General features: G+C 64.4%; 24 protein-coding genes. 16 read left to right on the forward strand and 8 right to left on the reverse strand.

Annotated elements, in window-relative coordinates; translation table 11 throughout:
* The first annotated feature begins 16 nt into the window (after positions 1-16).
* From ACLD0W_RS07830 to sat, 3 genes are all read left to right on the forward strand, one after another.
* The gene (locus ACLD0W_RS07830; protein ID WP_410306935.1) at positions 17-775 is read left to right on the forward strand and encodes a Nif3-like dinuclear metal center hexameric protein; all 759 of its coding nucleotides are present in this window, start codon (positions 17-19) and stop codon (positions 773-775) included.
* A gap of 67 nt (positions 776-842) precedes the next feature.
* A complete protein-coding gene (locus ACLD0W_RS07835; protein ID WP_410306936.1) occupies positions 843-1,706 on the forward strand; it encodes a diacylglycerol/lipid kinase family protein in 864 nt (287 codons plus the stop codon).
* A 97-nt stretch (positions 1,707-1,803) separates the two neighbouring features.
* Entirely contained in the window at positions 1,804-3,018 is a 1,215-nt protein-coding gene (sat, locus tag ACLD0W_RS07840; protein ID WP_410306937.1) for a sulfate adenylyltransferase, read from the forward strand.
* 67 nt (positions 3,019-3,085) lie between these two features.
* On the opposite strand, the gene ACLD0W_RS07845 is transcribed toward sat, so the two are convergent.
* Positions 3,086-3,604, reverse strand: a complete 519-nt coding sequence (locus ACLD0W_RS07845; RefSeq protein WP_410306938.1) for a YhcB family protein — start codon at positions 3,602-3,604, stop codon at positions 3,086-3,088.
* Between the two features lie 87 nt (positions 3,605-3,691).
* On the opposite strand from ACLD0W_RS07845, the gene ACLD0W_RS07850 reads away from it, so the two are divergent.
* From ACLD0W_RS07850 to ACLD0W_RS07865, 4 genes are all read left to right on the forward strand, one after another.
* A complete protein-coding gene (locus ACLD0W_RS07850) occupies positions 3,692-4,324 on the forward strand; it encodes an alpha/beta hydrolase (RefSeq protein ID WP_410306939.1) in 633 nt (210 codons plus the stop codon).
* A gap of 106 nt (positions 4,325-4,430) precedes the next feature.
* Positions 4,431-5,519 (forward strand): cell division protein ZapE, encoded by a 1,089-nt coding sequence (gene zapE, locus ACLD0W_RS07855; RefSeq protein WP_410306940.1) that lies wholly within the window; start codon positions 4,431-4,433, stop codon positions 5,517-5,519.
* Between the two features lie 73 nt (positions 5,520-5,592).
* Positions 5,593-6,738: an acyl-CoA dehydrogenase family protein gene (locus tag ACLD0W_RS07860; protein ID WP_410306941.1), complete on the forward strand. Its 1,146-nt coding sequence runs from the start codon at positions 5,593-5,595 to the stop codon at positions 6,736-6,738.
* Between the two features lie 198 nt (positions 6,739-6,936).
* A complete protein-coding gene (locus tag ACLD0W_RS07865) occupies positions 6,937-8,172 on the forward strand; it encodes an OmpP1/FadL family transporter (RefSeq protein WP_410306942.1) in 1,236 nt (411 codons plus the stop codon).
* Between the two features lie 62 nt (positions 8,173-8,234).
* On the opposite strand, the gene ACLD0W_RS07870 is transcribed toward ACLD0W_RS07865, so the two are convergent.
* Positions 8,235-8,552, reverse strand: coding sequence for a hypothetical protein (locus tag ACLD0W_RS07870; RefSeq protein WP_410306943.1), 318 nt, complete (start codon positions 8,550-8,552; stop codon positions 8,235-8,237).
* Between the two features lie 345 nt (positions 8,553-8,897).
* On the opposite strand from ACLD0W_RS07870, the gene ACLD0W_RS07875 reads away from it, so the two are divergent.
* Positions 8,898-9,089, forward strand: coding sequence for a hypothetical protein (locus ACLD0W_RS07875; RefSeq protein ID WP_410306944.1), 192 nt, complete (start codon positions 8,898-8,900; stop codon positions 9,087-9,089).
* On the opposite strand, the gene ACLD0W_RS07880 is transcribed toward ACLD0W_RS07875, so the two are convergent.
* The 3 genes from ACLD0W_RS07880 to ACLD0W_RS07890 form a co-directional block, all read right to left on the reverse strand.
* Entirely contained in the window at positions 9,086-9,799 is a 714-nt protein-coding gene (locus ACLD0W_RS07880; RefSeq protein ID WP_410306945.1) for an SGNH/GDSL hydrolase family protein, read from the reverse strand. The two genes, ACLD0W_RS07875 and ACLD0W_RS07880, sit on opposite strands and share 4 nt — an antisense overlap.
* A gap of 4 nt (positions 9,800-9,803) precedes the next feature.
* Complete coding sequence (locus ACLD0W_RS07885) at positions 9,804-11,429, reverse strand: phytoene desaturase family protein (protein WP_410306946.1); 1,626 nt, start codon at positions 11,427-11,429, stop codon at positions 9,804-9,806.
* Positions 11,430-11,521: 92 nt separating this feature from the next.
* Complete coding sequence (locus ACLD0W_RS07890; protein ID WP_410306947.1) at positions 11,522-12,559, reverse strand: aldo/keto reductase; 1,038 nt, start codon at positions 12,557-12,559, stop codon at positions 11,522-11,524.
* A 210-nt stretch (positions 12,560-12,769) separates the two neighbouring features.
* On the opposite strand from ACLD0W_RS07890, the gene rplM reads away from it, so the two are divergent.
* From rplM to ACLD0W_RS07930, 8 genes are all read left to right on the forward strand, one after another.
* Positions 12,770-13,198 carry a 50S ribosomal protein L13 gene (rplM, locus tag ACLD0W_RS07895; RefSeq protein ID WP_204426908.1) on the forward strand — a complete coding sequence of 143 codons (429 nt, stop codon included), beginning with the start codon at positions 12,770-12,772 and terminating at the stop codon, positions 13,196-13,198.
* Between the two features lie 11 nt (positions 13,199-13,209).
* A complete protein-coding gene (rpsI, locus tag ACLD0W_RS07900) occupies positions 13,210-13,605 on the forward strand; it encodes a 30S ribosomal protein S9 (protein ID WP_204426907.1) in 396 nt (131 codons plus the stop codon).
* A gap of 221 nt (positions 13,606-13,826) precedes the next feature.
* Positions 13,827-14,414, forward strand: coding sequence for a ubiquinol-cytochrome c reductase iron-sulfur subunit (gene petA / locus ACLD0W_RS07905; protein ID WP_410306948.1), 588 nt, complete (start codon positions 13,827-13,829; stop codon positions 14,412-14,414).
* On the forward strand, positions 14,411-15,697 hold the full coding sequence (locus ACLD0W_RS07910) for a cytochrome b (protein WP_410306949.1): 1,287 nt from the start codon (positions 14,411-14,413) through the stop codon (positions 15,695-15,697). The genes petA and ACLD0W_RS07910 overlap by 4 nt, the downstream gene beginning before the upstream one ends.
* On the forward strand, positions 15,697-16,353 hold the full coding sequence (locus ACLD0W_RS07915) for a cytochrome c1 (RefSeq protein ID WP_410306950.1): 657 nt from the start codon (positions 15,697-15,699) through the stop codon (positions 16,351-16,353). Before ACLD0W_RS07910 ends, ACLD0W_RS07915 begins: the two co-directional genes overlap by 1 nt.
* 105 nt (positions 16,354-16,458) lie before the next feature.
* Entirely contained in the window at positions 16,459-17,097 is a 639-nt protein-coding gene (locus ACLD0W_RS07920) for a glutathione S-transferase N-terminal domain-containing protein (protein WP_204426903.1), read from the forward strand.
* A gap of 3 nt (positions 17,098-17,100) precedes the next feature.
* On the forward strand, positions 17,101-17,508 hold the full coding sequence (locus tag ACLD0W_RS07925; protein WP_410306951.1) for a ClpXP protease specificity-enhancing factor: 408 nt from the start codon (positions 17,101-17,103) through the stop codon (positions 17,506-17,508).
* A gap of 14 nt (positions 17,509-17,522) precedes the next feature.
* Complete coding sequence (locus ACLD0W_RS07930; protein ID WP_410306952.1) at positions 17,523-19,538, forward strand: LTA synthase family protein; 2,016 nt, start codon at positions 17,523-17,525, stop codon at positions 19,536-19,538.
* A gap of 57 nt (positions 19,539-19,595) precedes the next feature.
* On the opposite strand, the gene ACLD0W_RS07935 is transcribed toward ACLD0W_RS07930, so the two are convergent.
* Genes ACLD0W_RS07935 through ACLD0W_RS07945 form a run of 3 tightly spaced genes read right to left on the reverse strand, consistent with a single transcriptional unit; the run spans position 19,596 to position 22,475 of the window.
* Entirely contained in the window at positions 19,596-20,897 is a 1,302-nt protein-coding gene (locus tag ACLD0W_RS07935) for a TRAP transporter large permease (protein ID WP_410306953.1), read from the reverse strand.
* Positions 20,894-21,367 (reverse strand): TRAP transporter small permease, encoded by a 474-nt coding sequence (locus tag ACLD0W_RS07940; RefSeq protein ID WP_410306954.1) that lies wholly within the window; start codon positions 21,365-21,367, stop codon positions 20,894-20,896. Before ACLD0W_RS07940 ends, ACLD0W_RS07935 begins: the two co-directional genes overlap by 4 nt.
* Before the next feature lie 52 nt (positions 21,368-21,419).
* Positions 21,420-22,475 carry a TRAP transporter substrate-binding protein gene (locus ACLD0W_RS07945; RefSeq protein WP_410306955.1) on the reverse strand — a complete coding sequence of 352 codons (1,056 nt, stop codon included), beginning with the start codon at positions 22,473-22,475 and terminating at the stop codon, positions 21,420-21,422.
* Between the last annotated feature and the right edge of the window lie 9 nt (positions 22,476-22,484).

Consider the following 22,484-nt stretch of genomic DNA (forward strand, 5'->3'; position numbering starts at 1 on the left):
ACAGGGGAGAACGCCGATGCTGAAGCGCGACCACTTGCTGCGGGTGCTCGACGAGGCGCTGCAAACCCACCGTTTCCAGGACTATTGTCCCAATGGGCTGCAGGTGGAGGGCCGCGAACAGGTGCGGCGTCTGGTCACCGGAGTGACCGCCTGCCAGGCGCTGATCGACGCCGCCATCGTCGAGGAAGCGGACGCCATCCTGGTGCACCACGGCTATTTCTGGAAAAACGAGGATCAGCGGGTGCGCGGCATGAAGAAGCAGCGGCTGCAGAGCCTGCTGCGTCACGACATCAGTCTGTTCGCCTACCACCTGCCGCTGGATGCGCATCCGCAGATGGGCAACAATGCCCAGCTGGCGCGGCGCCTGGGGCTGCATGTGGAAGGTGGCCTTGAGCCGGACAACCCGCTGTCCATCGGCAACGTGGGGCGCCTGGACGAACCGATGAGCGCCGAGGACTTCGCCGCCCACGTGGAGGCGGTGCTGGGCCGCCAGGCGTTGCACATCGGCGACAGCCAGGACGAGATCGAGACCCTGGCCTGGTGCACCGGCGCCGCCCAGGGCTTTATCGAGCGGGCCCAGGCCCTGGGGGTGGACGCCTACCTGAGCGGTGAGATTTCCGAGCCGACCACCCATTTCGCCCGCGAAACCGGCATCCACTATTTCGCCTGCGGGCACCACGCCACCGAGCGCTACGGCGTGCAGGCAGTGGGCGAGTGGCTGGCCAACGAGTACGGGGTGGAGCACGTCTTCATCGACATCGACAACCCGGTGTAACCCGCCTTTCGGAGCAGTATCGCGCCGCCCGGGCCGGATCCCCGGACGTCGCGATTTCAGGAATTCCATGAACATCACGGTGATTTTCAACCCCACCGCCGGCGGCGGCAGGGCCCGGCGGCTGCGCCAGTTCGTGCGCGCCCTGGAACAGGGTGGCGCCCGCGTGCGGCTGTACCACACCCGCGCCCCGGGCGACGCCACCCGCTATCTGAACGCCTTGCAAAGCCAGGGCGAGTGCGTGGTGGCCGCCGGTGGCGACGGCACCACCAACGACGTCATCAATGGGCTGAACCCGGGCGTGGCGCTGGCGCTGTTTCCGATCGGCACCGCCAACGTGCTGGCCCGCGAGCTGAATCTGCCGCGCAAGCCGGAAGAGGCCGCCCGGGTGGTGCTGGAAGGGCGCACCCTGAACATCACGCCGGCGCTGCTCAATGGCCGCCGCTTTCTGGTGATGGCCGGGGTCGGCTACGACGCCTGGGTGGTCGATCAGGTGGACCTGATCGCCAAACGCCGCATCGGCAAGCTGGCCTACGCCCTCAGCATGCTGCGTCAGGTGTTCCGCTACGGCGAAGTGCGCTACCGGGTCACCGTGGACGGCCGGCCTTTGGACTGCTTCTCGGCGGTGATCAGCAATGGCCGCTATTATGGCGGCAGCTTTATTCTCAGCCGCCAGGCCAACCTGAGCCGGCGCAGTGTCCAGGTGCTGCTGTTCCAGCGGCCCGGCCGGTTGTTTCTGCTGCGTTGCCTGGCGGCGCTGCTGCTTGGCCGCATGGAGCGGGTGGATGGCGTCGCCTCGTTGAGCGCCGAGCGGGTCACGGTGACCGCGCCGGGCCTGGAGCCGGTGCAGACCGACGGTGACCCGGCCGGTTTTCTGCCCGCCGAGATCGAACTGGAAGCGGAACCGGTGGCGGTGCGGGTGCCCTGGGCATAAGGCCCAAACGGATTGTTCTTAGCAGCGCTGGAGACCGCCACGCCGGCGCCGGTATAATCCGCCGCCAACCCCAACGACCACCTTCTAGGGAGTGAACATGTCGCAACTGGTGAAACCCCATGGCAGCGAGACGCTGAAAACGCTGCTGCTGGACGGCGCCGAACGGGAACAGGCTCTGGCCGCCGCCAGGGACCTGCCGCAAATCCGCCTCAGCTCCCGGGAGCGGGGCGATCTGATCATGCTCGGCATCGGCGGCTTCACTCCCCTGGACGGCTTCATGGGCAAGGCCGATTGGCAGGGCGTGTGCGACAACATGGCGCTCACCGACGGTGTGTTCTGGCCGATCCCCATCACCCTGTCCACCGACGCCGCCACCGCCGACGGCCTGGCCGAGGGCGCGGAAGTGGCCCTGGTGGACGCCGACGGTGAGATCATGGGCTCCATGGTGGTGAACGAGAAGTACACCATCGACAAGGCCCACGAATGCCAACAGGTGTTCAAGACCACCGACGAAGAGCACCCGGGCGTGAAAATGGTGATGGCCCAGGGCGAGGTCAATCTGGCCGGCCCGGTCAAGGTGTTCAGCCAGGGCGAATTCCCCGAGAAATACGCGGGCATCTACATGACCCCGGCGGAAACCCGCGCCATGTTTGAACAGCGTGGCTGGAAAACCGTGGCCGCGTTCCAGACCCGCAACCCCATGCACCGCTCCCACGAGCACCTGGCGAAGATCGCCATCGAGATCTGTGACGGCGTCATGGTGCACTCCCTGCTGGGCAACCTGAAGCCCGGTGACATCCCCGCCGAAGTGCGCCAGGAAGCGATCAGCACCCTGGTGGAGCACTACTTCGTGGAGAACACCGTGGTGCAGTCCGGCTACCCGCTGGACATGCGCTACGCCGGCCCCCGCGAGGCGCTGCTGCACGCCCTGTTCCGCCAGAATTACGGTTGCTCCCATCTGATCGTGGGTCGTGACCATGCCGGCGTGGGTGACTATTACGGCCCGTTCGACGCCCATCACATCTTCGATGAGATCGCCGACGATGCGCTGATCACCCAGCCGCTGAAGATCGACTGGACCTTCTGGTGCGACAAGTGCGGCACCATGGCGAGCATGCGCACCTGCCCGCACACCGCCGACGACCGCGTTCTGGTCAGTGGCACCAAGCTGCGCAAGCTGCTCAGCGAGGGCGGCGACGTGCCGGACAACTTCAGCCGTCCGGAAGTGCTGGCGGTGCTGCGCGCCTATTACGAGGGGCTGCAGGACCACGAGAAGGTGAAAGTGGAACTCAAGGGCCACTCGGCACGCTGATCCGCGCCATCGCGCATAAAAAAACCCGGGCCTGGCCCGGGTTTTTTTATGCGTCGATTCGCTCGTTTCAGCGCGGGCGGTCGCTCTCGTCGTTGTCGTCGCGCACGTCGGCGTAATCGCGGGGCGGCTCCATCACCGTGGAGGGGCTGTTGTCCTCGTCCACGTTGACCGGACTGAACGGACCGTCCGCTTTCTTCTGCAGGCCGAAATCCTCGGACAGGGTGCCCTGGGCCTTGGGCGCGTAGTCGAGCGGCTGGGACAGCGGCGCTTCCGGCTCGTAGGCGGCGTCCAGGCTTTTCGCGGCGGCTTTCTTGCGGCCGGTTTCGCTGCACAGGTCGTGGGCGCCCCGGGACAGATGCTGATGCACGGCCCGGTAGGACTGGGTCAGTTCGTTGACCAGATCGGCGGTTTCCAGAAAATGATGATCCACCTGATCGCGATAATGGTTGAGGGCGTTGCGTGCGTCGTCGCGCTCGCGAATCACCTGGCTGGCCTGACGGCGCGCCGGCATCAGCCAATACAGCAAGCCGGCGCCCGCGATCAGGCCGGCCAGAAAAGTGAGCAGGTGGGTTGTCAGCGTATCCATGTCATACTCCCTCAAGGAATCACATTGCAGCACAGACCCCGTGGCCACGCCAAGCGAACCCGGGGTGAAATTGTATCGGGAGGAAACATGAGCCGTGATCGTCTGGCCCTGGAGGGCCCGGAAGGGACCCTGGAAGCGGCGCTGGAAGGCGATACCGACAACCCGGCGATGATCGCCATCGTCTGCCACCCGCATCCGCTGTTCGGCGGCACCATGGACAACAAGGTGGTCACCACCCTGGCGCGCGCCGCCCGGGACGCCGGCGCCGCCGTGTTGCGCTTCAATTTTCGCGGTGTTGGCAACAGCCAGGGCGCGTTCAGCGACGGCATCGGCGAGACCGAGGACCTGATCGCCGTGCATCGCTGGCTGACCCGCGAATTTCCGGACCGGCCACTGTGGCTGGCCGGGTTCTCCTTCGGCAGCTTCGTGGCGGCCCGGGGCGCCGAGGTGCTGGCCGCCAACGGCCAGGCGCCCAAGGCGCTGATGCTGGTGGCGCCGCCGGTGCACCATTTCGACTTCGAGGGCATCGAGACCGCAGGCTGCCCGGTGACGGTGGTGCAGGGCGAGGACGACGAGGTGGTGCCCGCCGAGCAGGTGTTCCGCTGGGCCGGGCAGACGCCGCTGACGCCGGACCTGATCCGCTTCCCGGACAGCGGCCATTTTTTCCACGGCAAACTGGTGGACCTCAAGGAAGTGGCGGCCTCGCGTTTGCCGGCCTAGGCCGGCCGCCATGGTCTGTCGCGGTCGAACGACCGTGATTGCGCAATGATTGTCAGCGCTTGCCGGTGACGCTACATTGAGTCGCCGTTCATCATCACCGGACACCATGACGCCCCTCGAGAAATACCAGGCCGACCTGACGCGCCCAGAATTCGTCCACGACGACGCCCAAGAGCAGGCGGTGCGCGCCCTGGATCACCTCCATCACAAGCTGTGTCAGGCACGCCCTCCGGCGGGCCTGCTGGCGAAGCTGCGCAAGCAAAAACGCACGCCGGAAAAGGGCCTGTACATGTGGGGCGGGGTAGGGCGCGGCAAGACCTACCTGATGGACGTGTTCTTCCAGTGCCTGCCGTTCGAGGAAAAGCGGCGCATGCACTTTCATCGCTTCATGCAGAAGGTGCACCGGCAGATGCGCGAGCGGCAGGGCGAGAAGAACCCGCTGACCAGCATCGCCCGGGAATTCGCCCAGCGCTACCGGGTACTGTGTTTCGACGAATTCTTCGTCACCGACATCACCGACGCCATGATCCTGGCCACCCTGATGCAGACGCTGTTCGACGAGGGCGTGACCCTGGTGGCCACTTCCAATATCGAGCCCGACGGGCTCTACAAGGACGGTCTGCAGCGCGCCCGTTTTCTGCCCGCCATCGAACTGCTCAAGCAGCACACCCGGGTGATGAACGTGGACGGCGGCCACGATTACCGGTTGCGGGTGCTGGAGCAGGCGGAACTGTTCCACTGCCCCCTGGGCGCCGAGGCGGACCGTTTCATGGAAGAGCGCTTCGCCGCCCTGGCCTCGGAGCACGGCCGCCACCGCGCCAACGGCAATATTCTGGTGGAAGGGCGCAAAATCGCCACGGTGAAATCCACCGACGACGTGGTCTGGTTCGATTTCGCCGCGCTCTGCGACGGGCCGCGCAGCCAGAACGATTACATCGAAATCGCCCGGGAGTTCCACACCGTGCTGGTTTCCGATGTGCAGCGCATGGGCGCCGGCAGCGACGACCGGGCGCGCCGCTTTATCAATCTGGTGGACGAATTCTACGACCGGGGCGTGAAGCTGGTGGTCACCGCGGAAACCCCCATCGAGGACCTGTACGCCGGCGACCGCCTGGGCTTTGAGTTCGAACGCACCCGCTCGCGGCTGCTGGAGATGCAGTCCCAGGAGTACCTGGCCCGGGAACACCTGGCCTGAGCGTTTTGGTCATTGTTCCCCGGGTGGGGCTGACGGGACACTCTGTATCCCGTTCATCGACCCGGAGACAGCCATGATTCCCCGTACCCTGTTCAGTTCCGACCACGAAGCCCTTCGCGACACCGTTCGCCGGTTCCTGGAAAACGAGGCCGTACCGCACCACGAACAGTGGGAGCAGGACGGCCAGGTGCCCAAGGCGCTGTGGCGCAAGGCCGGGGAACAGGGCTTTCTGTGCCCCATGGTCAGCGAGGAATACGGCGGCCTGGGCACCGACTTCCTGTACAGCGTGGTGATCAGCGAGGAAATCTCCCGGGCCGGCCTCACCGGCATCGGCTGGGGCCTGCACACCGAGATCGTGGCGCCCTACATTGAGCACTACGGCTCCGAAGCCATGAAGCAGAAGTACCTGCCGAAGATGGTCAGCGGCGAGATGATCGGCGCCATCGCCATGAGCGAACCCGGCGCCGGCTCAGACTTGCAGGGCGTCAAGACCAGCGCGGTCAAGGACGGCGACCACTACATCCTGAACGGCTCCAAGACCTTTATCACCAATGGCCAGAACGCCGACATCGTGATCGTGGTGGCCAAGACCGACCCGGCCAAGGGCGCCAAGGGCACCAGCCTGATCATCGTCGAGGAGGGCATGGAAGGCTTCGAGAAGGGCAAGAACCTGAAGAAAGTGGGCATGAAAGCCCAGGACACCTCCGAGCTGTTCTTCCAGGATGTGAAAGTGCCCGCCGAGAACCTGATCGGCCAGGAGGGCATGGGCTTCGTTTACCTGATGCAGGAACTGCCCCAGGAGCGGCTGGGCATCGCCATCAACGGCCTGGCCATGGCCGAGAGCGCCTTCCGGCACACGGTGGACTACGTCAAGGAACGCAAGGCGTTCGGCCAGCCCATCGCCGGCTTCCAGAACACCCAGTTCAAGCTGGCGGAAATGCGCACCAAGCTGGACGTGGCCCGGGCCTACGTGGACCGCTGCCTGGAAATGCACCTCAAGAAGGAGCTGGACATCCCCACCGCCGCCGGCGCCAAGTACTGGGTCACCGACCTGCAGTGCGAGATCATTGACGAGTGCGTGCAATTGCATGGTGGCTACGGCTACATGTGGGAGTACCCCATCGCCCGCATGTTCGCGGACGCCCGGGTGCAGCGCATCTACGGCGGCACCAACGAGATCATGAAAACCATCGTGGCCCGGGCGGTGCTGGCGGACTGAGGCCCGCAGGGGTGGGAAAGGCGACCGGGTGGTCGCCTTTTTTGTCGAAAAAACGCCCGGTTTTACATTCGCCGGCTTCTCGGTTCTGCCTTGCAAGTTTATTCTTACACCGTCGGTGTATACCGACTTTTTCCGGGTGCCCGGGTCTGTGTGGATGAAGCGACCCGGCGCCTTCGGCTCGATACGATGGAGAACAACATGATGAAAAGAAGAGGCGCGTTGCTCGCGGGTTCCGTGCTGTCGCTGGCTTCCGGCACGGCCCTCGCTTCCGGTTTTGGCGTTTCCTACCAGTCCGTGTCCGCCATGGGCACCGCCTACGCCGGCTCCGGTGTACTCAGCGAGGACGCCACCAACCAATGGTATAACCCCGCCACCCTGGCCGGTCTTTCATCCGCCCAGTTTTCCGTGGCCACCCATCAGGTGTGGATCGACACCACCTTCAAAGCGGACGGTGCATCCGGCCCCGGCGACTTCGAGGACGTGGAACCTTTCGTGGGCAGCGTGTTCCTGGCGGTGCCGTTCAACGACCGGGTCACCTTCGGCCTGGGCATCAATGCGCCCTTCGGCACCAAGATCGAGTACGAGGATGGCTGGGGCAACGCGGTCGCTCCGGGCGTGACCTCCGGCGACTTCTATGCCCAGGAATCCGACGTTAAGACCCTTAACGTAAACCCGGCGGTGGGTATCCAGGTCACCGATAACCTGCGCCTTGGCGCCGGTGTCAGCTATCAGAAGATTGATGCGGATATCGAGAACGCCGCTACTCGCCTTGAGGGTGACGACGACGCTTTCGGTTGGAACGTGGGCCTGACTTACAGCCCCAACGAAAACAACCATTTCGGCGTGGCCTACCGCTCCGAGATCAGCTACGACATCGACGGTGATATCACCTTCAAGCCGGCGGCTACCGGTTTGCCGGTCGCCCTGGAGTTCGCGGGTAAAACGAGTCTGGATTTGCCCGCAACCCTGCAGTTGTCCTACGCGGGTGACTTGAACGACCGCACCCAACTGCTGTTGGGCGTGGAGCGTATGTATTGGCACAGCCTGGATCGATTGGTGATTGACCATGCCGGTCCGGCACCGTTGCCGAACCCGGCGGTGGAGAACTTCAACTGGGACGACACCACCCGTTATTCCATCGGCCTGCGTCATACCCTGCCCAGCGACACCGTGCTGCGCCTGGGCCTGGCCAAGGAAGAGTCCACCCAGAGCAGCGACAACCGCTCCGCCATCTCCCCGGACTCCGATCGTGTCTGGGCCACCATTGGCGCCGGCTTCCAGCCCACCGACAACCTCAGCATCGACGTGGCCTACGCCCATATCTGGGTGGATGACGCGGACATCCGCCGTCAGGACGGCACCAAGCCGCCGCTGGCCGGCACCTACGAACTGGACGCCAACGTGATCGGCGCGCAGCTGAACTACCAGTTCTAAACGCCGTTCGCCAAGGCGAAATAAAAAAGCGGGTCCTCGGGCCCGCTTTTTTTATGACCGGATCAATGCGGTGTCTCCACCCGGAACCGCAGCGGCACGAACACCACCTCGATCTTGCCGTCCAGTTCCACCGGCACCTGACCGGCCAGCACGCTCCGGGGCAGCGGGTTGTTCAGGGCGTAGCTCTCCCGGTAGCCGGCCACCCGTTCCATGGGCAGGTCGAGCAGGCGGATCAGGCGCGCCGGCGATCGGTCACGGCCGTCGGGGGAATAGACCCATTCGGGAACAAGGCAGATCACGCCGTCCATTCGGATGGCGTCACATTGGATGGATACGTCGGGCTGCTCGTCCGAGCGCAGGTTGACGATAAGCGAGTCCATGCTCTAACCCCAGGAGATCAAGTCGTGCCGGTTCTTATTATTTGCTCAAAATATCACCTTGTGTGAACTGTATCACTTGACCGGTAAGCCAGCCCTTCGCTGTCGATCCTGCATCGTGAGACGGGAGCCCAGAAGGCGGTTTGCGTCTTTTTGCTCCGGTGACCGGTTGGCTTTACGGGCGGTGTCGGGCTCTGACAAGCTGCCCGAATGATCCCCGCTCAGGCGGGCCCGGCGATCCAGGTCGAATTGGTCGAGAACGGAAGGGAGGCCACGGAGATGTTGATCTGTTGCAGTGAGTGCCGTTACCGCAGTGCCCAACCGAGGCGCACCCATTATGGACCCGACGTGTGGTGCAATCATCCCGACAACCGGCAGTCGGTGCCGCAGGGCATCCTGGATGTGAAGACCACCCGGGTGAGTTGCGCCTTTGGCGCCGGCAAGCGGGCCGACCGGGGAGAGCCGATCGCGGAGCCGCTGGTGCGCACCCGCCGGCGCATCCCGGTGGTGGCGCCCGCTGAGCTGAGTCGCCGCGTCTAGGGCAGCAGGGCGGCGAGGGCCGGCGCCACCCGGTCGGCGATATGGGCGTAGCCCGCTTCGCCGGGGTGGTAGCCGTCCTCGGCCAGCAGCGCCGGGTCGGCGACCACCGGGTAGGCCAGAGCGTGCACGCCGGGCAGGCGGGCCGCCAGGGCCTGCTGGGCGCGGTCGAGCTGGCCGGCTCGGGCGCCGAGCACATCGCGCAGGGGACGGGGCAGGGCGGTGAAATGCTGCATCGGGGGCACCGCCAGCAGGGCCACGGGCAGGCCCGGCCGCTTCCGGCGCAGGGTGTCGATCAGCCGGCCCAGTTCCCGCTGGTAGCGGCGTGGCGAGGTGAGGCCGGTGGTGTCGTTGACGCCCAGGCTGACTACCACCAGGTCTTCTTCGGGGGCCGGCCGGTCGGCGAGCCGCGTCGCCAGGGCGGCGGCGCGGATGCCGTTGACGCCGTCCACCCGCCAGGCCACCGGGCGCCCCTGCTGCCGGTGCAGGGCCCGGGCCAATTGCGCGCCCAGGCCCTGATCATGTTCCCGTACGCCGACTCCCACGGCGGTGGATTCGCCCACCAGCAGCAGCCGCAGCGGCGCGCCGCCGGCGCCCGCCTGGCCGTGGTCGGCGCCGCCGGCTTCCGGCAGCCGCGGTGTATCACGCCGCGCCCGGCGGCCCTGCCAGAGCAGCAGCGGCGCGAGCAGCACGAAGGCCAGCCAGAAGCGCACCGCTTCAGCCCACGAACATGCGCCGCGCCAGCGGCAGCCCTTTGCGACCGGTGACCGCCAGGGTAGTGGTCAGGCCGGCCACCAGGGCCCCCACCACGCCGCAGGTCAGGACGTCCTGGCCGGTCAGGTACAGGCCCGGCACCCGGGTTTTCGGGCGCAGCCAGTCCTGATCGAAGCGTTGCGGGTCGTGGTCCAGCCCGTAGATTTCCCCGGTGGGGTAGCGGCAGAACCAGGCGGTGGACAGGGGCGTGGACAGCTCGTAGTAGTCCAGGTGATCGCGCAGGTTCGGGTGTTTCTCGAACAATTTTTCCAGCAGGCGACGGGCAAAGGCCTCTTTATGGGCCTCATAGTCCTCGCCGCGTTGGCCCCAGGTGGTGCCGTCCCACTGGCGGTACCAGTCATGGGGCGCGGCGGCGACGATTTCCACGGTGGCGCGGCCCGGGTAGCGGCGGGCGAAGTCCGGGTCCTTGGCGCTGGGAAACGAGATGTAGGTGAGCGGGATATCGTGCCGGTCCGGGTCGGCCAGGGCCTGGTCCAGCCGCGCTTCGTAATCGTTGTCCGGGTAGATCCAGTAGTTGGTTTTCGGCAGGCCCAGGTTCTCGGCGCTGTCGTCCAGGCCGATGTAGAGGCAGGCACTGGCCATGGAGCGCTGCACGCCGCTGAGCCGTTGCTGATAGAACTCATAGCCGGGGGCGTGTTCCGGCAGCAGTTCGGTGAAGGTATTGAACACGCCGGCGTCGCTGATCACGCAGGGCGCGCGCTCCTCGTGGCCGTCGGCCAGGCGCACGCCGGTGGCGCGGCCATTCTCCACCAGAATGTCGGTGACGTCGGCGTAGGTGAAGACGTCGCCGCCGCTTTGCTGGATCACCGGAATCACGGTGCGCGCGATCTGCGCCGCGCCGCCCACCGGGTAGTAACCGCCGTGCAGATAGTGGCGGGCGATCAGCGCGTGGATCAGAAAGCTGGAGCGGGACGGCGGCAGGCCGTTGTCGCCCCACTGGCCGGTGAGCACCGCGATCAGTTCCTGGTTGTCGGTGAGTTCCTCGAGCACCGCCCGGGTGGTGCGGTTGTAGCGGCCCAGGGCGCCCCGGTCCAGGCCCTTGCGGGCGATCCGCGCCAGCGCGCCGGGCAGCAGGCGGGTGACGGTGAGTGGCTGAACCGCGCCGGCGGCCTTCTTGATGGCGCGCAGGTAGGCGTCGATGGCGTCGTGCTCGCCGGGGAAGGCGCGCCGCAGCTCGTCGCGGAAGGCGGCCGGGCCGGCCATCAGGTCGTAATGGCGGTCGCCCAGGTGGATGCGGTCGTAGCAGGCGTCCATGGGCGCCCACTTCAGTTGCCCGTCGCTGATGTGGTCGAACAGCCGCCGGCCCAGGGTGTCGGCGCGGCCCATATCGCCAATGTAATGAACGCCCACGTCCCATTCATAGCCGTTGCGTTCATAGCTGTGGGTGAAACCACCGGCGGTGTAGTGCTGCTCGAACACGGCCACCTTCCAGCCCATCTTGCTCAGGCAGGCGGCGGTGGTCAGCCCGCCGATGCCGGAGCCGATCACCAGGGCATCGTAGGGGCCGTCGAGGCGGTTGGCGCGGTAGCGGCGGCCGACGCGCAGGCTGCTGGGTTGAGGGCTGGACATGGGTTCGCTCCCTGAAAGTACACAGTGTGCACATTGACCGGAACGACGATGTCCGTCAAGCGGTCGGGCGCCCGTCCGGGCGCCCGGTCTGGTCAGGGCGCGGGGATCGGGAAGCGGGTGTGGATCGCTTCCAGGGCGTCTTCCAGGTCCTTGTCCCAGGGCAGGTCGACGCTGTCCAGGTTCTCGCGGAGTTGGTTCAGGTTGGTGGCGCCGATGATGTTGCTGGTCACGAACGGGCGGGTGGTGACGAACTGAAGCGCCAGCTGGGTGGGGCTGACGCCGCGTTCCTCGGCCAGCTGGCAGTAGGCTTCGGTGGCGGCCACCGCCTGTTCGCCGTTATAGCGGGCGAACTGCTTGAAGCGGGTCAGGCGGGCATCGGCGGGCCACTGGCCGTGGCGGTATTTGCCGGTGAGCATGCCGAAGGCCAGTGGCGAGTACGCCAGCAGGCCCACGTTCTCGCGGTGCGCCACCTCCGCCAGGCCCACCTCGAAGCTGCGGTTGAGCAGGGAGTAGGGGTTCTGGATCGAGACCGGCGGCGCCAGGCCGATCTTCTCCGCTTCGCGCAGAAAGGTCATGGTGCCCCAGGGGGTTTCGTTGGACAGGCCCCAGTGGCGGATCTTGCCGGCGTCCACCAGCGCCTTGAGGCCGGCCACGGTGTCGGCGATGGGCACCGCCTCCGGCGCTTCCTTGTGCTTGTAATTGAGGCGGCCGAAAAAGTTGGTGGGGCGCTCCGGCCAGTGCAGTTGATAGAGGTCGATGACGTCGGTGCGCAACCGCTTGAGGCTGCCTTCCACCGCGTCGCGCAGGCTGTCGGCGGTGAAGCGCGGGCCGCCACGGATGTGTTTGACGTACTCGCCGGGACCGGCGGCCTTGGTGGCCAGCACCACTTTGTCCCGGTTGCCGGTGCGCGCGAACCATTCGCCGATGATTTCCTCGGTGCGAAACGAGGTTTCCGGGCTGGCCGGTACCGCGTACATTTCCGCGGTGTCGAAGAAGTTGACGCCCCGGGACAGGGCCAGCTCCATCTGCGCGAAGCCTTCCTCGGCGGTGTTCTGGTTGCCCCAGGTCATGGTGCCCAGGCAGAGGCTGCTGACCTTGAGGTCGGTGCCACCCAGCGGACGGTATTCCATAAACGGCTCTCCTGTGATCCGGAAACGAAGTCGAAAAACGCCCGGCGGCGGCCGGCGCAAGGGCAAGACTATAGCAGCACGTTTTCCCGCTTGTCTTTGTCGGGGTGGTTCAGTACAATTCGCACCCTCTTGCCCGGCGGGCTCTCGCCGGAGGGTTGATTGAACCCGTAACGTATTGAATTCAGGGCACAAATTTTAGGGAAGACTCCCATGAAGACCTTCAGCGCGAAACCGGAAAGCGTAAAGCGCGACTGGTATGTGGTGGACGCCTCCGGCAAAACGCTGGGCCGGCTGGCCGCGGAAATCGCCAGCCGTCTGCGCGGCAAGCATAAGCCGGAATACACGCCGCACGTGGACACCGGCGACTACATCGTCGTGATCAATGCGGAAAAAGTGGCCGTGACCGGCAAAAAAGCTTCCAACAAGATGTACTATCGCCACAGCGGTTACCCGGGCGGTATCAAGGAAGCCAACTTCGAGACCCTGATCAGCGAAAAACCGCAGATGGTGATCGAGAAAGCCGTGAAGGGCATGATGCCGCGTAACCCGCTGGGTCGCGACATGTTGCGCAAACTCAAAGTCTACGCCGGCGCCGAGCATCCGCATACTGCTCAGCAGCCGCAGCAGCTCGAACTCTAAGAGGTCAGTCGATGGCAACTGCAAACGCCGATTACGGAACCGGCCGCCGCAAGACGGCTTCCGCCCGCGTCTTCCTGCGCCCGGGCAGCGGTAACATCACCGTTAACGGTCGTCCGCTGGACGTGTTCTTCGGTCGCGAGACCAATCGCATGGTGGTGCGTCAGCCGCTGGAGCTGGTGGACGCCGCCGAGCGCTTCGACGTGTACGTCACCGTCAGCGGTGGCGGCAACAACGGTCAGGCCGGCGCCATCCGCCACGGTATCACCCGTGCGCTGATGGAGTACGACGGCGAGCTGCGTGGCGCCCTGCGCCGTGCCGGCTACGTGACCCGTGACGCCCGTGAGGTGGAACGTAAGAAAGTGGGTCTGCACAAAGCGCGTAAGCGTCCGCAGTACTCCAAGCGGTAAGACAGCGCGTCGCGTTGTCGAGCCCCGAAAAAGCCCGGCGTTGCTGGGCTTTTTTTATGCATAAATCAGTGGTTTAGCAAGGCGCCGGCGAACAATAACCGGTTGTCAGATGTGGTCTTTTTCATTACCATTTCCGCCGCCTTACTCCGCCCGGAGCACGAGCACCGACCTCGAGTCTCGGATCACCCCCCGAGCGTGGGATCTAAGGGGAGAATAATTCAATGAGCAATGACGGCGTAAATACCAGCCGCCGCACCTTTTTGATCGGCCTGACCTCAGCGGTGGGCGCGGCGGGTGCCATCGGCGCGGCGGTACCTTTTGTCAAATCCTGGCAGCCCAGCGCGAAGGCAGAGAATGCCGGCGCCCCCGTCGAGGTGGACGTCAGCAAACTCGATATGGGGCAGCGCGTGGTGGCCGAATGGCGCGGCCAGCCGATCTGGGTGGTGCGTCGCACCGACGACATGATCGCCAACCTGGACAAACTCAACGGCGAACTCAAGGATCCGCAGTCCGAGGCGGATCAGCAGCCGCCCTACGCGGCCAACGAGTGGCGCTCCATCAAAAAAGAATATCTGGTGCTGATCGGTATCTGTACCCACCTGGGTTGCTCCCCGCTGTTCGAGGAAGAGCCCACCGTGGAGCTGCAGTTCGGTGGTTTCTTCTGCCCCTGTCACGGTTCCAAGTTCGACCTGGCCGGCCGGGTCTATCAGGGTGTGCCGGCCCCCACCAACCTGGTGGTGCCGCCCCATTCCTACACCAGTGACGCCGTCATCATCATCGGTTCTGAAGAAGGGGAGACTGAGGCATGATGCGAATGGTCAATGGTTTGATCGACTGGGTGGATGCCCGTCTCCCCGTCGTCAACACCTACAAGAAGCACATGTCGGAGTACTACGCTCCGAAGAACTTCAATTTCTGGTACTACTTTGGGGTGCTCTCCATGGTGGTACTGATCAACCAGCTGCTCACCGGCATCTGGTTGACCATGTTCTATTCCCCGTCCGATGGTTTCGGTTCGGTGGAATACATCATGCGCGACGTGCAATGGGGCTGGCTGATCCGCTATATGCACGCGGTCGGTGCCTCGGCCTTCTTCGCGGTGGTCTACCTGCACATGTTCCGCGGCCTGCTGTACGGCTCCTACAAGCCGCCCCGCGAGCTGGTGTGGATCTTCGGCATGCTGATCTACGTGGCGCTGATGGCGGAAGGCTTCCTGGGCTACGTACTGCCCTGGGGCAACATGTCCTACTGGGGCGCCCAGGTGATCATTTCCCTGGCGGGCGCCATTCCGTTCGACATGCTGCCGTTCATCGACGCCAAGGACGCCAAGGAAATCGGTGAGGCGCTCACCACCTGGGTGCGCGGCGACTATCTGCTGTCCACCGCCACGGTGAACAAGTTCTTCGCCCTGCACGTGGTGGCCATTCCGCTGGTGCTGGTGGCCCTGGTCTTCCTGCACATCCTGGCGCTGCACGAAGTGGGTTCCAACAACCCGGACGGCGTCGAGATCAAGCAGAACAAGGACGAGAACGGCATTCCCCGCGATGGCATCCCGTTCCATCCGTACTACACGGTCAAGGACCTGCCCGGCGTGATCATCTTCCTGATGATCTTCGCGGTGGTGATCTTCTTCTTCCCCACCGGCGGCGGCTATCTGATCGAGAAGCCCAACTTCGTGGCGGCCAACCCGCTGAAGACGCCGGATCACATCGCGCCGGTGTGGTACTACGGGCCTTACTACGCCATGCTGCGGGCCACCACCATCGAATGGTTCGGCATGTCCGCCAAGTCCTGGGGCCTGATTGCCATGGGCGGCGGCATCGTGGTGCTGTTCCTGCTGCCCTGGCTGGACCGCCATCCGGTGAAATCCATCCGTTACAAGGGCTGGCTGAGCAAGACCCTGCTGCTGATCTTCGCGCTGGACTTCCTGATGCTCGGTTTCCTGGGCACCCAGCCGGCCTCCGGTCTGTACAAGACCCTGGCGCAGATCGGCACGGTCTACTACTTCCTGTTCTTCTTCTTGGCGCTGCCGCTGGCGCACCGATTCGAGAAGTCCAAGGCGGTTCCGGAACGTGTAACGGGGGGTCACTGATGAAGAAGCTGGTTGTAGCATTGCTGTTCAGCTGCCTGCCCGCGCTGGCCGGCGCGGCCGGCGGCCACGATGTGGAGCTGGAAAAAGCGCCGGTGAATCTGCAGGACAAAGTCAGCCTGCAAAATGGCGCCAAGCTGTTCGTTAACTATTGCATGGGCTGTCACAGCCTGGAGTACCTGCGTTATGGCCGCATGGCCGATGACCTGGGTATGTCCGACGAACTGACGCTGAAGTATCTGAACTTCACCACCGATAAGATCGGTGATCAGATGAAGAACGGCATGGCCGCCGAGGACGGCAAGACCTGGTTCGGCAACCCGCCGCCGGACCTGTCCCTGGCCGCCCGGCACCGTTCATCGGATTGGATCTACTCCTATCTGATCGGGTTCTACGAGGACGAGTCCCGTCCTTACGGGTACAATAACCACGTGTTCCCGAGCGTGGGCATGCCCCATGTGATGGCGAAGATGCAGCAGGACCTGAGTGAGGAAGAGTTTGAGTCCAATATGGGCGATATCACCAACTTCCTCACCTACGCGGCGGAGCCCATTGCCCCCACCCGCGAGCGGATCGGTGTGTACGTGCTGGTGTTCCTGGCGATTTTGCTGATCCCGGCCTACCTGCTGAAAAAGGAATACTGGAAGGACGTTCACTAAGCGGGCTTCGCCCCGTCAGGAACGCCTTCCGGCGAGCAACAGGGTAACCGCGCGAGCGGCTACCCTGTTTGTGTTATTGCGATATAGCGTGGAGATGACTCGACCATGGGTGTGGTGACCAAACGTTCCTCGATGACCTTTTTTTCCTCCCCGAACGATCATTATTGCCATCGGGTACGCATCGTTCTGGCGGAAAAAGGCGTCACCGTGGACATCGTCGACGTGGACAACGGCGATAAGCCGGAAGACCTGGCCTCGCTGAACCCTTACAACGAGGTGCCGACCCTGGTGGACCGGGAACTGACGCTGTATCAGTCCACGGTGATCATGGAGTATCTGGACGAACGCTTCCCGCATCCGCCGCTGCTGCCGGTGTATCCGGTGGCCCGGGCGCAAAGCCGGCTGCTGATCCACCGCATCGAGCGCGACTGGTGCCATCACGTGGACGCGCTGCTGATCGGCGAGGAGAAAGAAGCCTCCCTGAACAAACGCCGCAAGGAACTGCGTGAGGGGCTGATCGCCACGGCGCCGATCTTCAACGAGCTGCCGTTCTTCATGAGCGAGGAATTCACCCTGGTGGACTGCGTGATCGGTCCGATTCTGTGGCGGCTGCCGGCCATGGGCGTCGACCTGCCCGCCAAACAGGCCAAGCCGCTGATCGACTACGCCGAGCGCTTGTTCGACCGCGATGCGTTCCAGGTCAGCCTGTCCGAGGCCGAGCGCGAACTGCGTCAGCAACTGTAAGCCATGAGTGACGAGATGACCCCCAATCGCCCGTATCTGATACGGGCGATGCACGAATGGATCTGCGACAACGGTCTGACCACCCACCTGGCGGTGGACGCCCGCTACCCCGGCGCCGAGGTGCCGCAGGAGTTCGTCCAGGACGGCCAGATCGTACTGAATATCGCGCCCCGGGCGGTCACCGCCTTCGAGGCCGGCAATGAAGAGATCTCCTTTTCCGCTCGCTTCGGCGGCGTGCCGCACACCGTGCGTGTGCCGGTGGAGGCGGTGATGGCGGTGTTCGCCCGGGAGAACGGCCAGGGCATGGCGTTCGAGCCGGTGGAGCCGCCCCCGGAGCCGCCCGCCCCCGGGCCGGACGAGGGCGAGGACAACAAGCCCTCCCGGGCCAGCCACCTCAAGGTCGTCAAATAAAGGTAGTCCAATAAATGAAGCGATTTCTGTCGCCGCGATTGCGATTGGTTCTGGGTCTGGTTCTGGTTGTTTTCGCGGTGGCGGTGCTTCTTCGCGTCGCTTTCTATCTGGTTTTCATTGCCGATCAGGGGCTCAACCACGACGAGCTGTGGCAGGCCTTCGGCGTGGGCGTGCGGTTCGACCTGCGGGTGGCGTTACTGGTGGCTCTGCCGGTGGCGCTGCTCAGCCTGCTGCCCGGCGTGCTTGGTCTGCGTCGGGGGCGTGTCGCCCGGGGTCTGGCGGTGGCCTGGCTGGCCCTGGCCGGCGCCGCCCTGACGCTCACCTACGTGGCCGACTTCGCCCATTACAGCTACCTGGCGGAACGCCTGAACAGTTCCGTGTTGCGGTTCTTCGAGGACCGCCGGGATTCGCTGCTGATGGTGTGGGAAAGCTATCCGGTGATTCCGCTGGCACTGCTGCTGATCGCCGCCGCTCTGGCGTGTGGCTGGGCCGGCCGGCGCTGGGTGCGCCGCTTCACCGCCGGCAGCCCGCCGCGCCGGGGCTGGCTGGCCGGCATCCTGGTGAGCGTGGCCTGCATCTACCTTTATGCGCTGGGCATCATGGGCCAGTTCGGCGAGGTACCGCTGCGCTGGAGCGACGCCTACTTCGCCAACAATCAACAGGTGGCCGCCCTGGGTCTGAACCCGGCGGTGTTCTTCTACGACACCCTGACCACCGGCACCCGCAAGCACGACCCGGACGCCCTGGCACGCCACTATGAGTGGATGGCCGATTACCTGGATGTGCCGGAGGACGCCCGCCACCCGGAGGACGGGGAATTCGACTTCGCCCGTCAGGTTCAGGGGCATCCGCGCGGCGGTCGCCCGCCCAATGTGATTCTGATTCATCTGGAATCCATGGGCGCCAACCGGATGGGTCTGTACGGCAACCCCATGGAGGCCACGCCCAACCTGGACGCGCTCGGTCACCAGGGCTACTTTTTCCCCAACTTCATGGTGCCGTCCAGCGGCACGGCGCGCACCGTGTTCGGCCTGGTCACCGGCATTCCCGACGTGACCTGGGGCGGCTCCACCGCGTCGCGCAATCCTCAGATCGTCAATCAATACACCCTGGTGAACGCCTTCAAGGGCTACCAGCGGTTCTACTTTATCGGCGGCAACGCCGGCTGGGCCAATATCAGCGGCTTGCTGACCAACAATATCCGCGATCTGGAGCTGCACGAGGCCGGTGACTACGACGCGCCCAACGTGGACGTGTGGGGCATCTCCGACCGCTCCCTGTTCGACGCCGCCCACCGGCGCCTCAGCGAACTGGATCCGGATCAGCCGTTCATCGCCTTTATCCAGACCGCCGGCAACCATCGTCCTTTCACCATTCCCGACGACGGCTCAGGGTTTGAAAGCAAACAGCCGCCGGAAGGGGAGGTGCAGAAGCACAGCTTTCTGGGCAACGACCAGTACAACGCGGTGCGGCTGCTGGACCACAACGTGGGCCGTTTCATCAACGAGCTGGCCGCCAGCGAAGCCTACGGGGACAACACCCTGTACATCCTTTACGGCGATCATAACGACCGCTCCGAGTCGTCAAACCATATGGGTTACAGCGAATCCCTGGGCCTGGACAAGCACCATGTGCCGTTGATTCTGTACGGTCCGGGGGTGCTGGATGAGCCGCGCGTGATCGAGCATCCGGCCAGTCTGGTGGACATCATGCCCACCGCCCTGGGCCTCGTCGGACTGCCCTATGAGAACCGCACCCTGGGGCGCGATCTGCTCAACACCGAGGGGCCGTTCTACGCGCTCACCTTTGGCGGCAACCGCAGCCAGAACCCGCTGATCGGGTTGCTCGGCGCCGATTATCATATGAGCATGCAGTACGACGGCGACCGGCCCCGGTTGTACGCTCTGGACAACCCGGCCCTGAACGAGCCGGTCAACGAAGCCCGTCCGGAACTGCTGGAGCAGCGTAAGGCGATGCTGGAAGGCTTTTACCAGACCGCCCGCTACATGCTTCGCCACAACCAGCCTTGAGACCCGCCATCGGGGCGGATAAAAAAAGACCCGCCGGGGAGGCGGGTCGAAAAGAACTCAGCGCAAGGATCTGAGCAGGTCGGGCAGCCACAGGCTGATCTGCGGGAACAGGGTCACCAGCGCCAGCACCCCCAGCAGGGCCAGCAGGAACGGCCAGATGCTGCGAATGATCTTCTCCACCGGCACCCCGGATATCTGACTGGACACGAACAGGTTGACCCCCAGCGGCGGCGTCAGGAAAGCGATCTGGATATTGGTCACCAGGATGATGCCGAAGTGCACCGGGTTGATGCCGAAGGCGGTGACCAGCGGCACCAGGATCGGCGCCAGAATGATGATCGCCGACATGGTTTCCATGAAGGTGCCCACCAGAATCAGAAACACGTTGATCCACAGCAGAATCACCAGCGGGTTGGTGGACACCCCGGACATGGCCGCGGAAATCTGCTGCGGGATGGTTTCCAGGGTGATCACCTTGGCCAGCAGCGCCGAGCAGGCCACCACGATCATCAGCGCGCCGGAGATGCGATGGGTCTGTTCGAAGGCTTCATGGAGTGCCCGCGCGTCCAGCTGCCGGTACACGAAGCGGGCCACCACCAGCGCGTAGAACACCGCCACCACCGAGGCTTCCACCGGCGTGAACAGGCCGGAGTAGATGCCGCCGAGAATCAGCACCGGCAGGAACAGGGCGAACTTGGCGTGCCAGATCAGTGACCCCAGGCTTTCGTCCTCATCCTCCTGTTCGTGCACCGGGTTGACCACGGCGCCGGATCGTTTGGCCAGCACATAGGCGGTGAACACCAGCACCACGCCCATCAGCAGGCCGGGCAGCAGGCCGGCGGCGAACACGTCGGCGATGGAGACGTTGGCGATGATGGCGTAGATGATCATCGGGTTGCTGGGCGGAATCAGAATGCCCAGGGTGCCGCCGGTGGCGGTGACCGAGGCGGCGTAGGGCGCCGGGTAACCGTAGCGCACCATGGACGGAATCATGATCGAACCGATCGCCGCCACGGTGCCCGGCCCGGAGCCGGAGATGGCGGCGAAGAACATGCACGACAGGATCGTCACCATCCCCAGGCTGCCGGGAATGTGCCCGAACATGCGCCGGAAGATGCGAATGATGTCGTGGGTCAGGCCACCCTTCTCCATGATGTTGCCGGCCAGAATGAACGCCGGAATCGCCAGCAGCGCGAAATTGTCCACGCCGTTGAAAATGCTCTGCGCGGCGAACACCAGATCGGCGCCCAGGAACCAGGCGGCGGCGAAGCCGGTGAGGCCCAGCGCCGCGTAGATCGGCACGCCGAGCAGCAGCAGCGCCGGCAGCATGATGATCAGTACCCATTGGACGGTGGTCATGCCAGACCCTCCCCGGCCTCGCCGCGGGCGTTATGCCCGAACAGACGACTCAGCGCGGACAGCACGAAGGCCAGAATCAACACCACGAACAGATAGTTGGTATTGAAGCCGAGCACCGGGGATACGCTGGGATACTTGATGCCGTCGATCACGTTGCGGTAGCAGTAGATGATCATCAGCACATCGAACAGCAGCAGCAGGGCGGTGGTGATGCCTTCCACCAGGCCCCGGCCCAGGCGCCGGCTCAGCCAGTCGGAAAACACGCCGATGCGCAGGTCGGATTTGGTCAGCGACGAATAGCTGGCGCTGATAAAGACGAACGAGATAAAGGCGAACCGGGACAGCTCCTCGGTCCATTCCAGGCCGGCATTGAAGCTACGGCCGAAAATCTGCAGCAGCAGGGCCAGCACCATGCCCGACAGCAACAGATGGCACAGGGCCAGTTGGGACTTTCTCAGCAGGTTGTACATGTTTTTCTCCCACCGGGACGACGGGTGCCATCCCGGCCTCGGGCGGATTGTTTTATTGTTGGTCGGCCTTGTAGGACTCAAGAATGGTCAGCGCTTTGTCGGCGAGCGCCTCGCCGTCCTTGCCGATCAGGTGGTAGTAGTTGGGCCAGGCGGCGCGGGCCTTTTCCGCCCACGGCGTCTCGTCCTCGATGTCATCGATCTCGACGCCGGCCTCCTCCGCCAGCTTCCACCAGCGGGCTTCGTCCAGCGGTTGCCACCAGCGCACGTATTCGGTGGTTTCCCGACCGGCTCGCAGCACCGCCTCCTGCAGCTCCGGATCGAGATCCTGGAACCAGCGCTCGGACACCACGATGGGATGGGTGAGGATGGTGTAGTGCAACCGGGAGATGCGGCTGATCACCTCGTCGAATTTCATGCCGATGATGTCGCTGACCGGGCTGTCGCCCCCTTCCACCACGCCCTGTTGCAGCGCGCTGTACAGCTCGTTCCAGGCGATCGGCGCCGGCGAGGCGTTCCAGGATTTGTAGGTGCCGAGCATGATCGCGTTGGGCGGCACGCGCATTTTCAGCGGTGCCAGATCCGCCGGCGTTTCGATGGGCTGCGGCGCGTTGTAGAAGAAATGCCGCCAGCCGGTGTTTTCCCAGCCGACGATGCGCACCCCCGCTTCCTCGATCACCCGCGGCTGCAGCACCGGGGTAATGTGGTCCAGCAGATAGTTCGACTCTTCCGTGCTCTGGGTCAGGTAGGGCAGCAGCAGCACGTTCAGGCTGGGTGCCACCTGGGCCATGTTGTTGGTGGCCGGCAGCGTCACCTGGATCACACCCTGACGGGCCTGTTGCAGCATTTCCTTTTCGCTGCCGAGCTGCGAGCCGGGAAAAATCACCGGCCGGATACGGTTGTCGCTGTAGATGGCCACGAGTTCCGCGAAACGCTTCAGCGCCACGGTCTGGGAGCTCCATTCCATGTTCAGCGAATGGGCCAGACGCATGGTGATCTGGTCGCCTTCCTTGGGCACCGACCGGTAGTCGAACGGATTGGGGGTGTCGGCGGCCACCGTGGCGGTCCACAAAACGGTGGCGAGTAGGGCCAGCTTGGCGATTGTTTTCATGATTATCAC

Origin of the sequence: Alloalcanivorax sp. C16-1 (assembly GCF_046507805.1) — a bacterium.
In the GTDB taxonomy this organism is placed as follows: domain Bacteria; phylum Pseudomonadota; class Gammaproteobacteria; order Pseudomonadales; family Alcanivoracaceae; genus Alloalcanivorax.

What these genes read in the sequence shown, in the direction of transcription:
- rpsI (WP_204426907.1), top strand. Translation starts at nt 13,210, where the DNA reads ATGGCAACTGCAAACGCCGATTACGGAACCGGCCGCCGCAAGACGGCT.
- ACLD0W_RS07940 (WP_410306954.1), bottom strand. Translation starts at nt 21,367, where the DNA reads ATGTACAACCTGCTGAGAAAGTCCCAACTGGCCCTGTGCCATCTGTTG.
- petA (WP_410306948.1), top strand. Translation starts at nt 13,827, where the DNA reads ATGAGCAATGACGGCGTAAATACCAGCCGCCGCACCTTTTTGATCGGC.
- ACLD0W_RS07915 (WP_410306950.1), top strand. Translation starts at nt 15,697, where the DNA reads ATGAAGAAGCTGGTTGTAGCATTGCTGTTCAGCTGCCTGCCCGCGCTG.
- ACLD0W_RS07865 (WP_410306942.1), top strand. Translation starts at nt 6,937, where the DNA reads ATGATGAAAAGAAGAGGCGCGTTGCTCGCGGGTTCCGTGCTGTCGCTG.
- sat (WP_410306937.1), top strand. Translation starts at nt 1,804, where the DNA reads ATGTCGCAACTGGTGAAACCCCATGGCAGCGAGACGCTGAAAACGCTG.
- ACLD0W_RS07890 (WP_410306947.1), bottom strand. Translation starts at nt 12,559, where the DNA reads ATGGAATACCGTCCGCTGGGTGGCACCGACCTCAAGGTCAGCAGCCTC.
- ACLD0W_RS07850 (WP_410306939.1), top strand. Translation starts at nt 3,692, where the DNA reads ATGAGCCGTGATCGTCTGGCCCTGGAGGGCCCGGAAGGGACCCTGGAA.
- ACLD0W_RS07885 (WP_410306946.1), bottom strand. Translation starts at nt 11,429, where the DNA reads ATGTCCAGCCCTCAACCCAGCAGCCTGCGCGTCGGCCGCCGCTACCGC.
- ACLD0W_RS07920 (WP_204426903.1), top strand. Translation starts at nt 16,459, where the DNA reads ATGGGTGTGGTGACCAAACGTTCCTCGATGACCTTTTTTTCCTCCCCG.
- ACLD0W_RS07870 (WP_410306943.1), bottom strand. Translation starts at nt 8,552, where the DNA reads ATGGACTCGCTTATCGTCAACCTGCGCTCGGACGAGCAGCCCGACGTA.
- ACLD0W_RS07830 (WP_410306935.1), top strand. Translation starts at nt 17, where the DNA reads ATGCTGAAGCGCGACCACTTGCTGCGGGTGCTCGACGAGGCGCTGCAA.
- ACLD0W_RS07925 (WP_410306951.1), top strand. Translation starts at nt 17,101, where the DNA reads ATGAGTGACGAGATGACCCCCAATCGCCCGTATCTGATACGGGCGATG.
- ACLD0W_RS07910 (WP_410306949.1), top strand. Translation starts at nt 14,411, where the DNA reads ATGATGCGAATGGTCAATGGTTTGATCGACTGGGTGGATGCCCGTCTC.
- rplM (WP_204426908.1), top strand. Translation starts at nt 12,770, where the DNA reads ATGAAGACCTTCAGCGCGAAACCGGAAAGCGTAAAGCGCGACTGGTAT.
- zapE (WP_410306940.1), top strand. Translation starts at nt 4,431, where the DNA reads ATGACGCCCCTCGAGAAATACCAGGCCGACCTGACGCGCCCAGAATTC.
- ACLD0W_RS07935 (WP_410306953.1), bottom strand. Translation starts at nt 20,897, where the DNA reads ATGACCACCGTCCAATGGGTACTGATCATCATGCTGCCGGCGCTGCTG.
- ACLD0W_RS07845 (WP_410306938.1), bottom strand. Translation starts at nt 3,604, where the DNA reads ATGGATACGCTGACAACCCACCTGCTCACTTTTCTGGCCGGCCTGATC.
- ACLD0W_RS07860 (WP_410306941.1), top strand. Translation starts at nt 5,593, where the DNA reads ATGATTCCCCGTACCCTGTTCAGTTCCGACCACGAAGCCCTTCGCGAC.
- ACLD0W_RS07835 (WP_410306936.1), top strand. Translation starts at nt 843, where the DNA reads ATGAACATCACGGTGATTTTCAACCCCACCGCCGGCGGCGGCAGGGCC.
- ACLD0W_RS07930 (WP_410306952.1), top strand. Translation starts at nt 17,523, where the DNA reads ATGAAGCGATTTCTGTCGCCGCGATTGCGATTGGTTCTGGGTCTGGTT.
- ACLD0W_RS07945 (WP_410306955.1), bottom strand. Translation starts at nt 22,475, where the DNA reads ATGAAAACAATCGCCAAGCTGGCCCTACTCGCCACCGTTTTGTGGACC.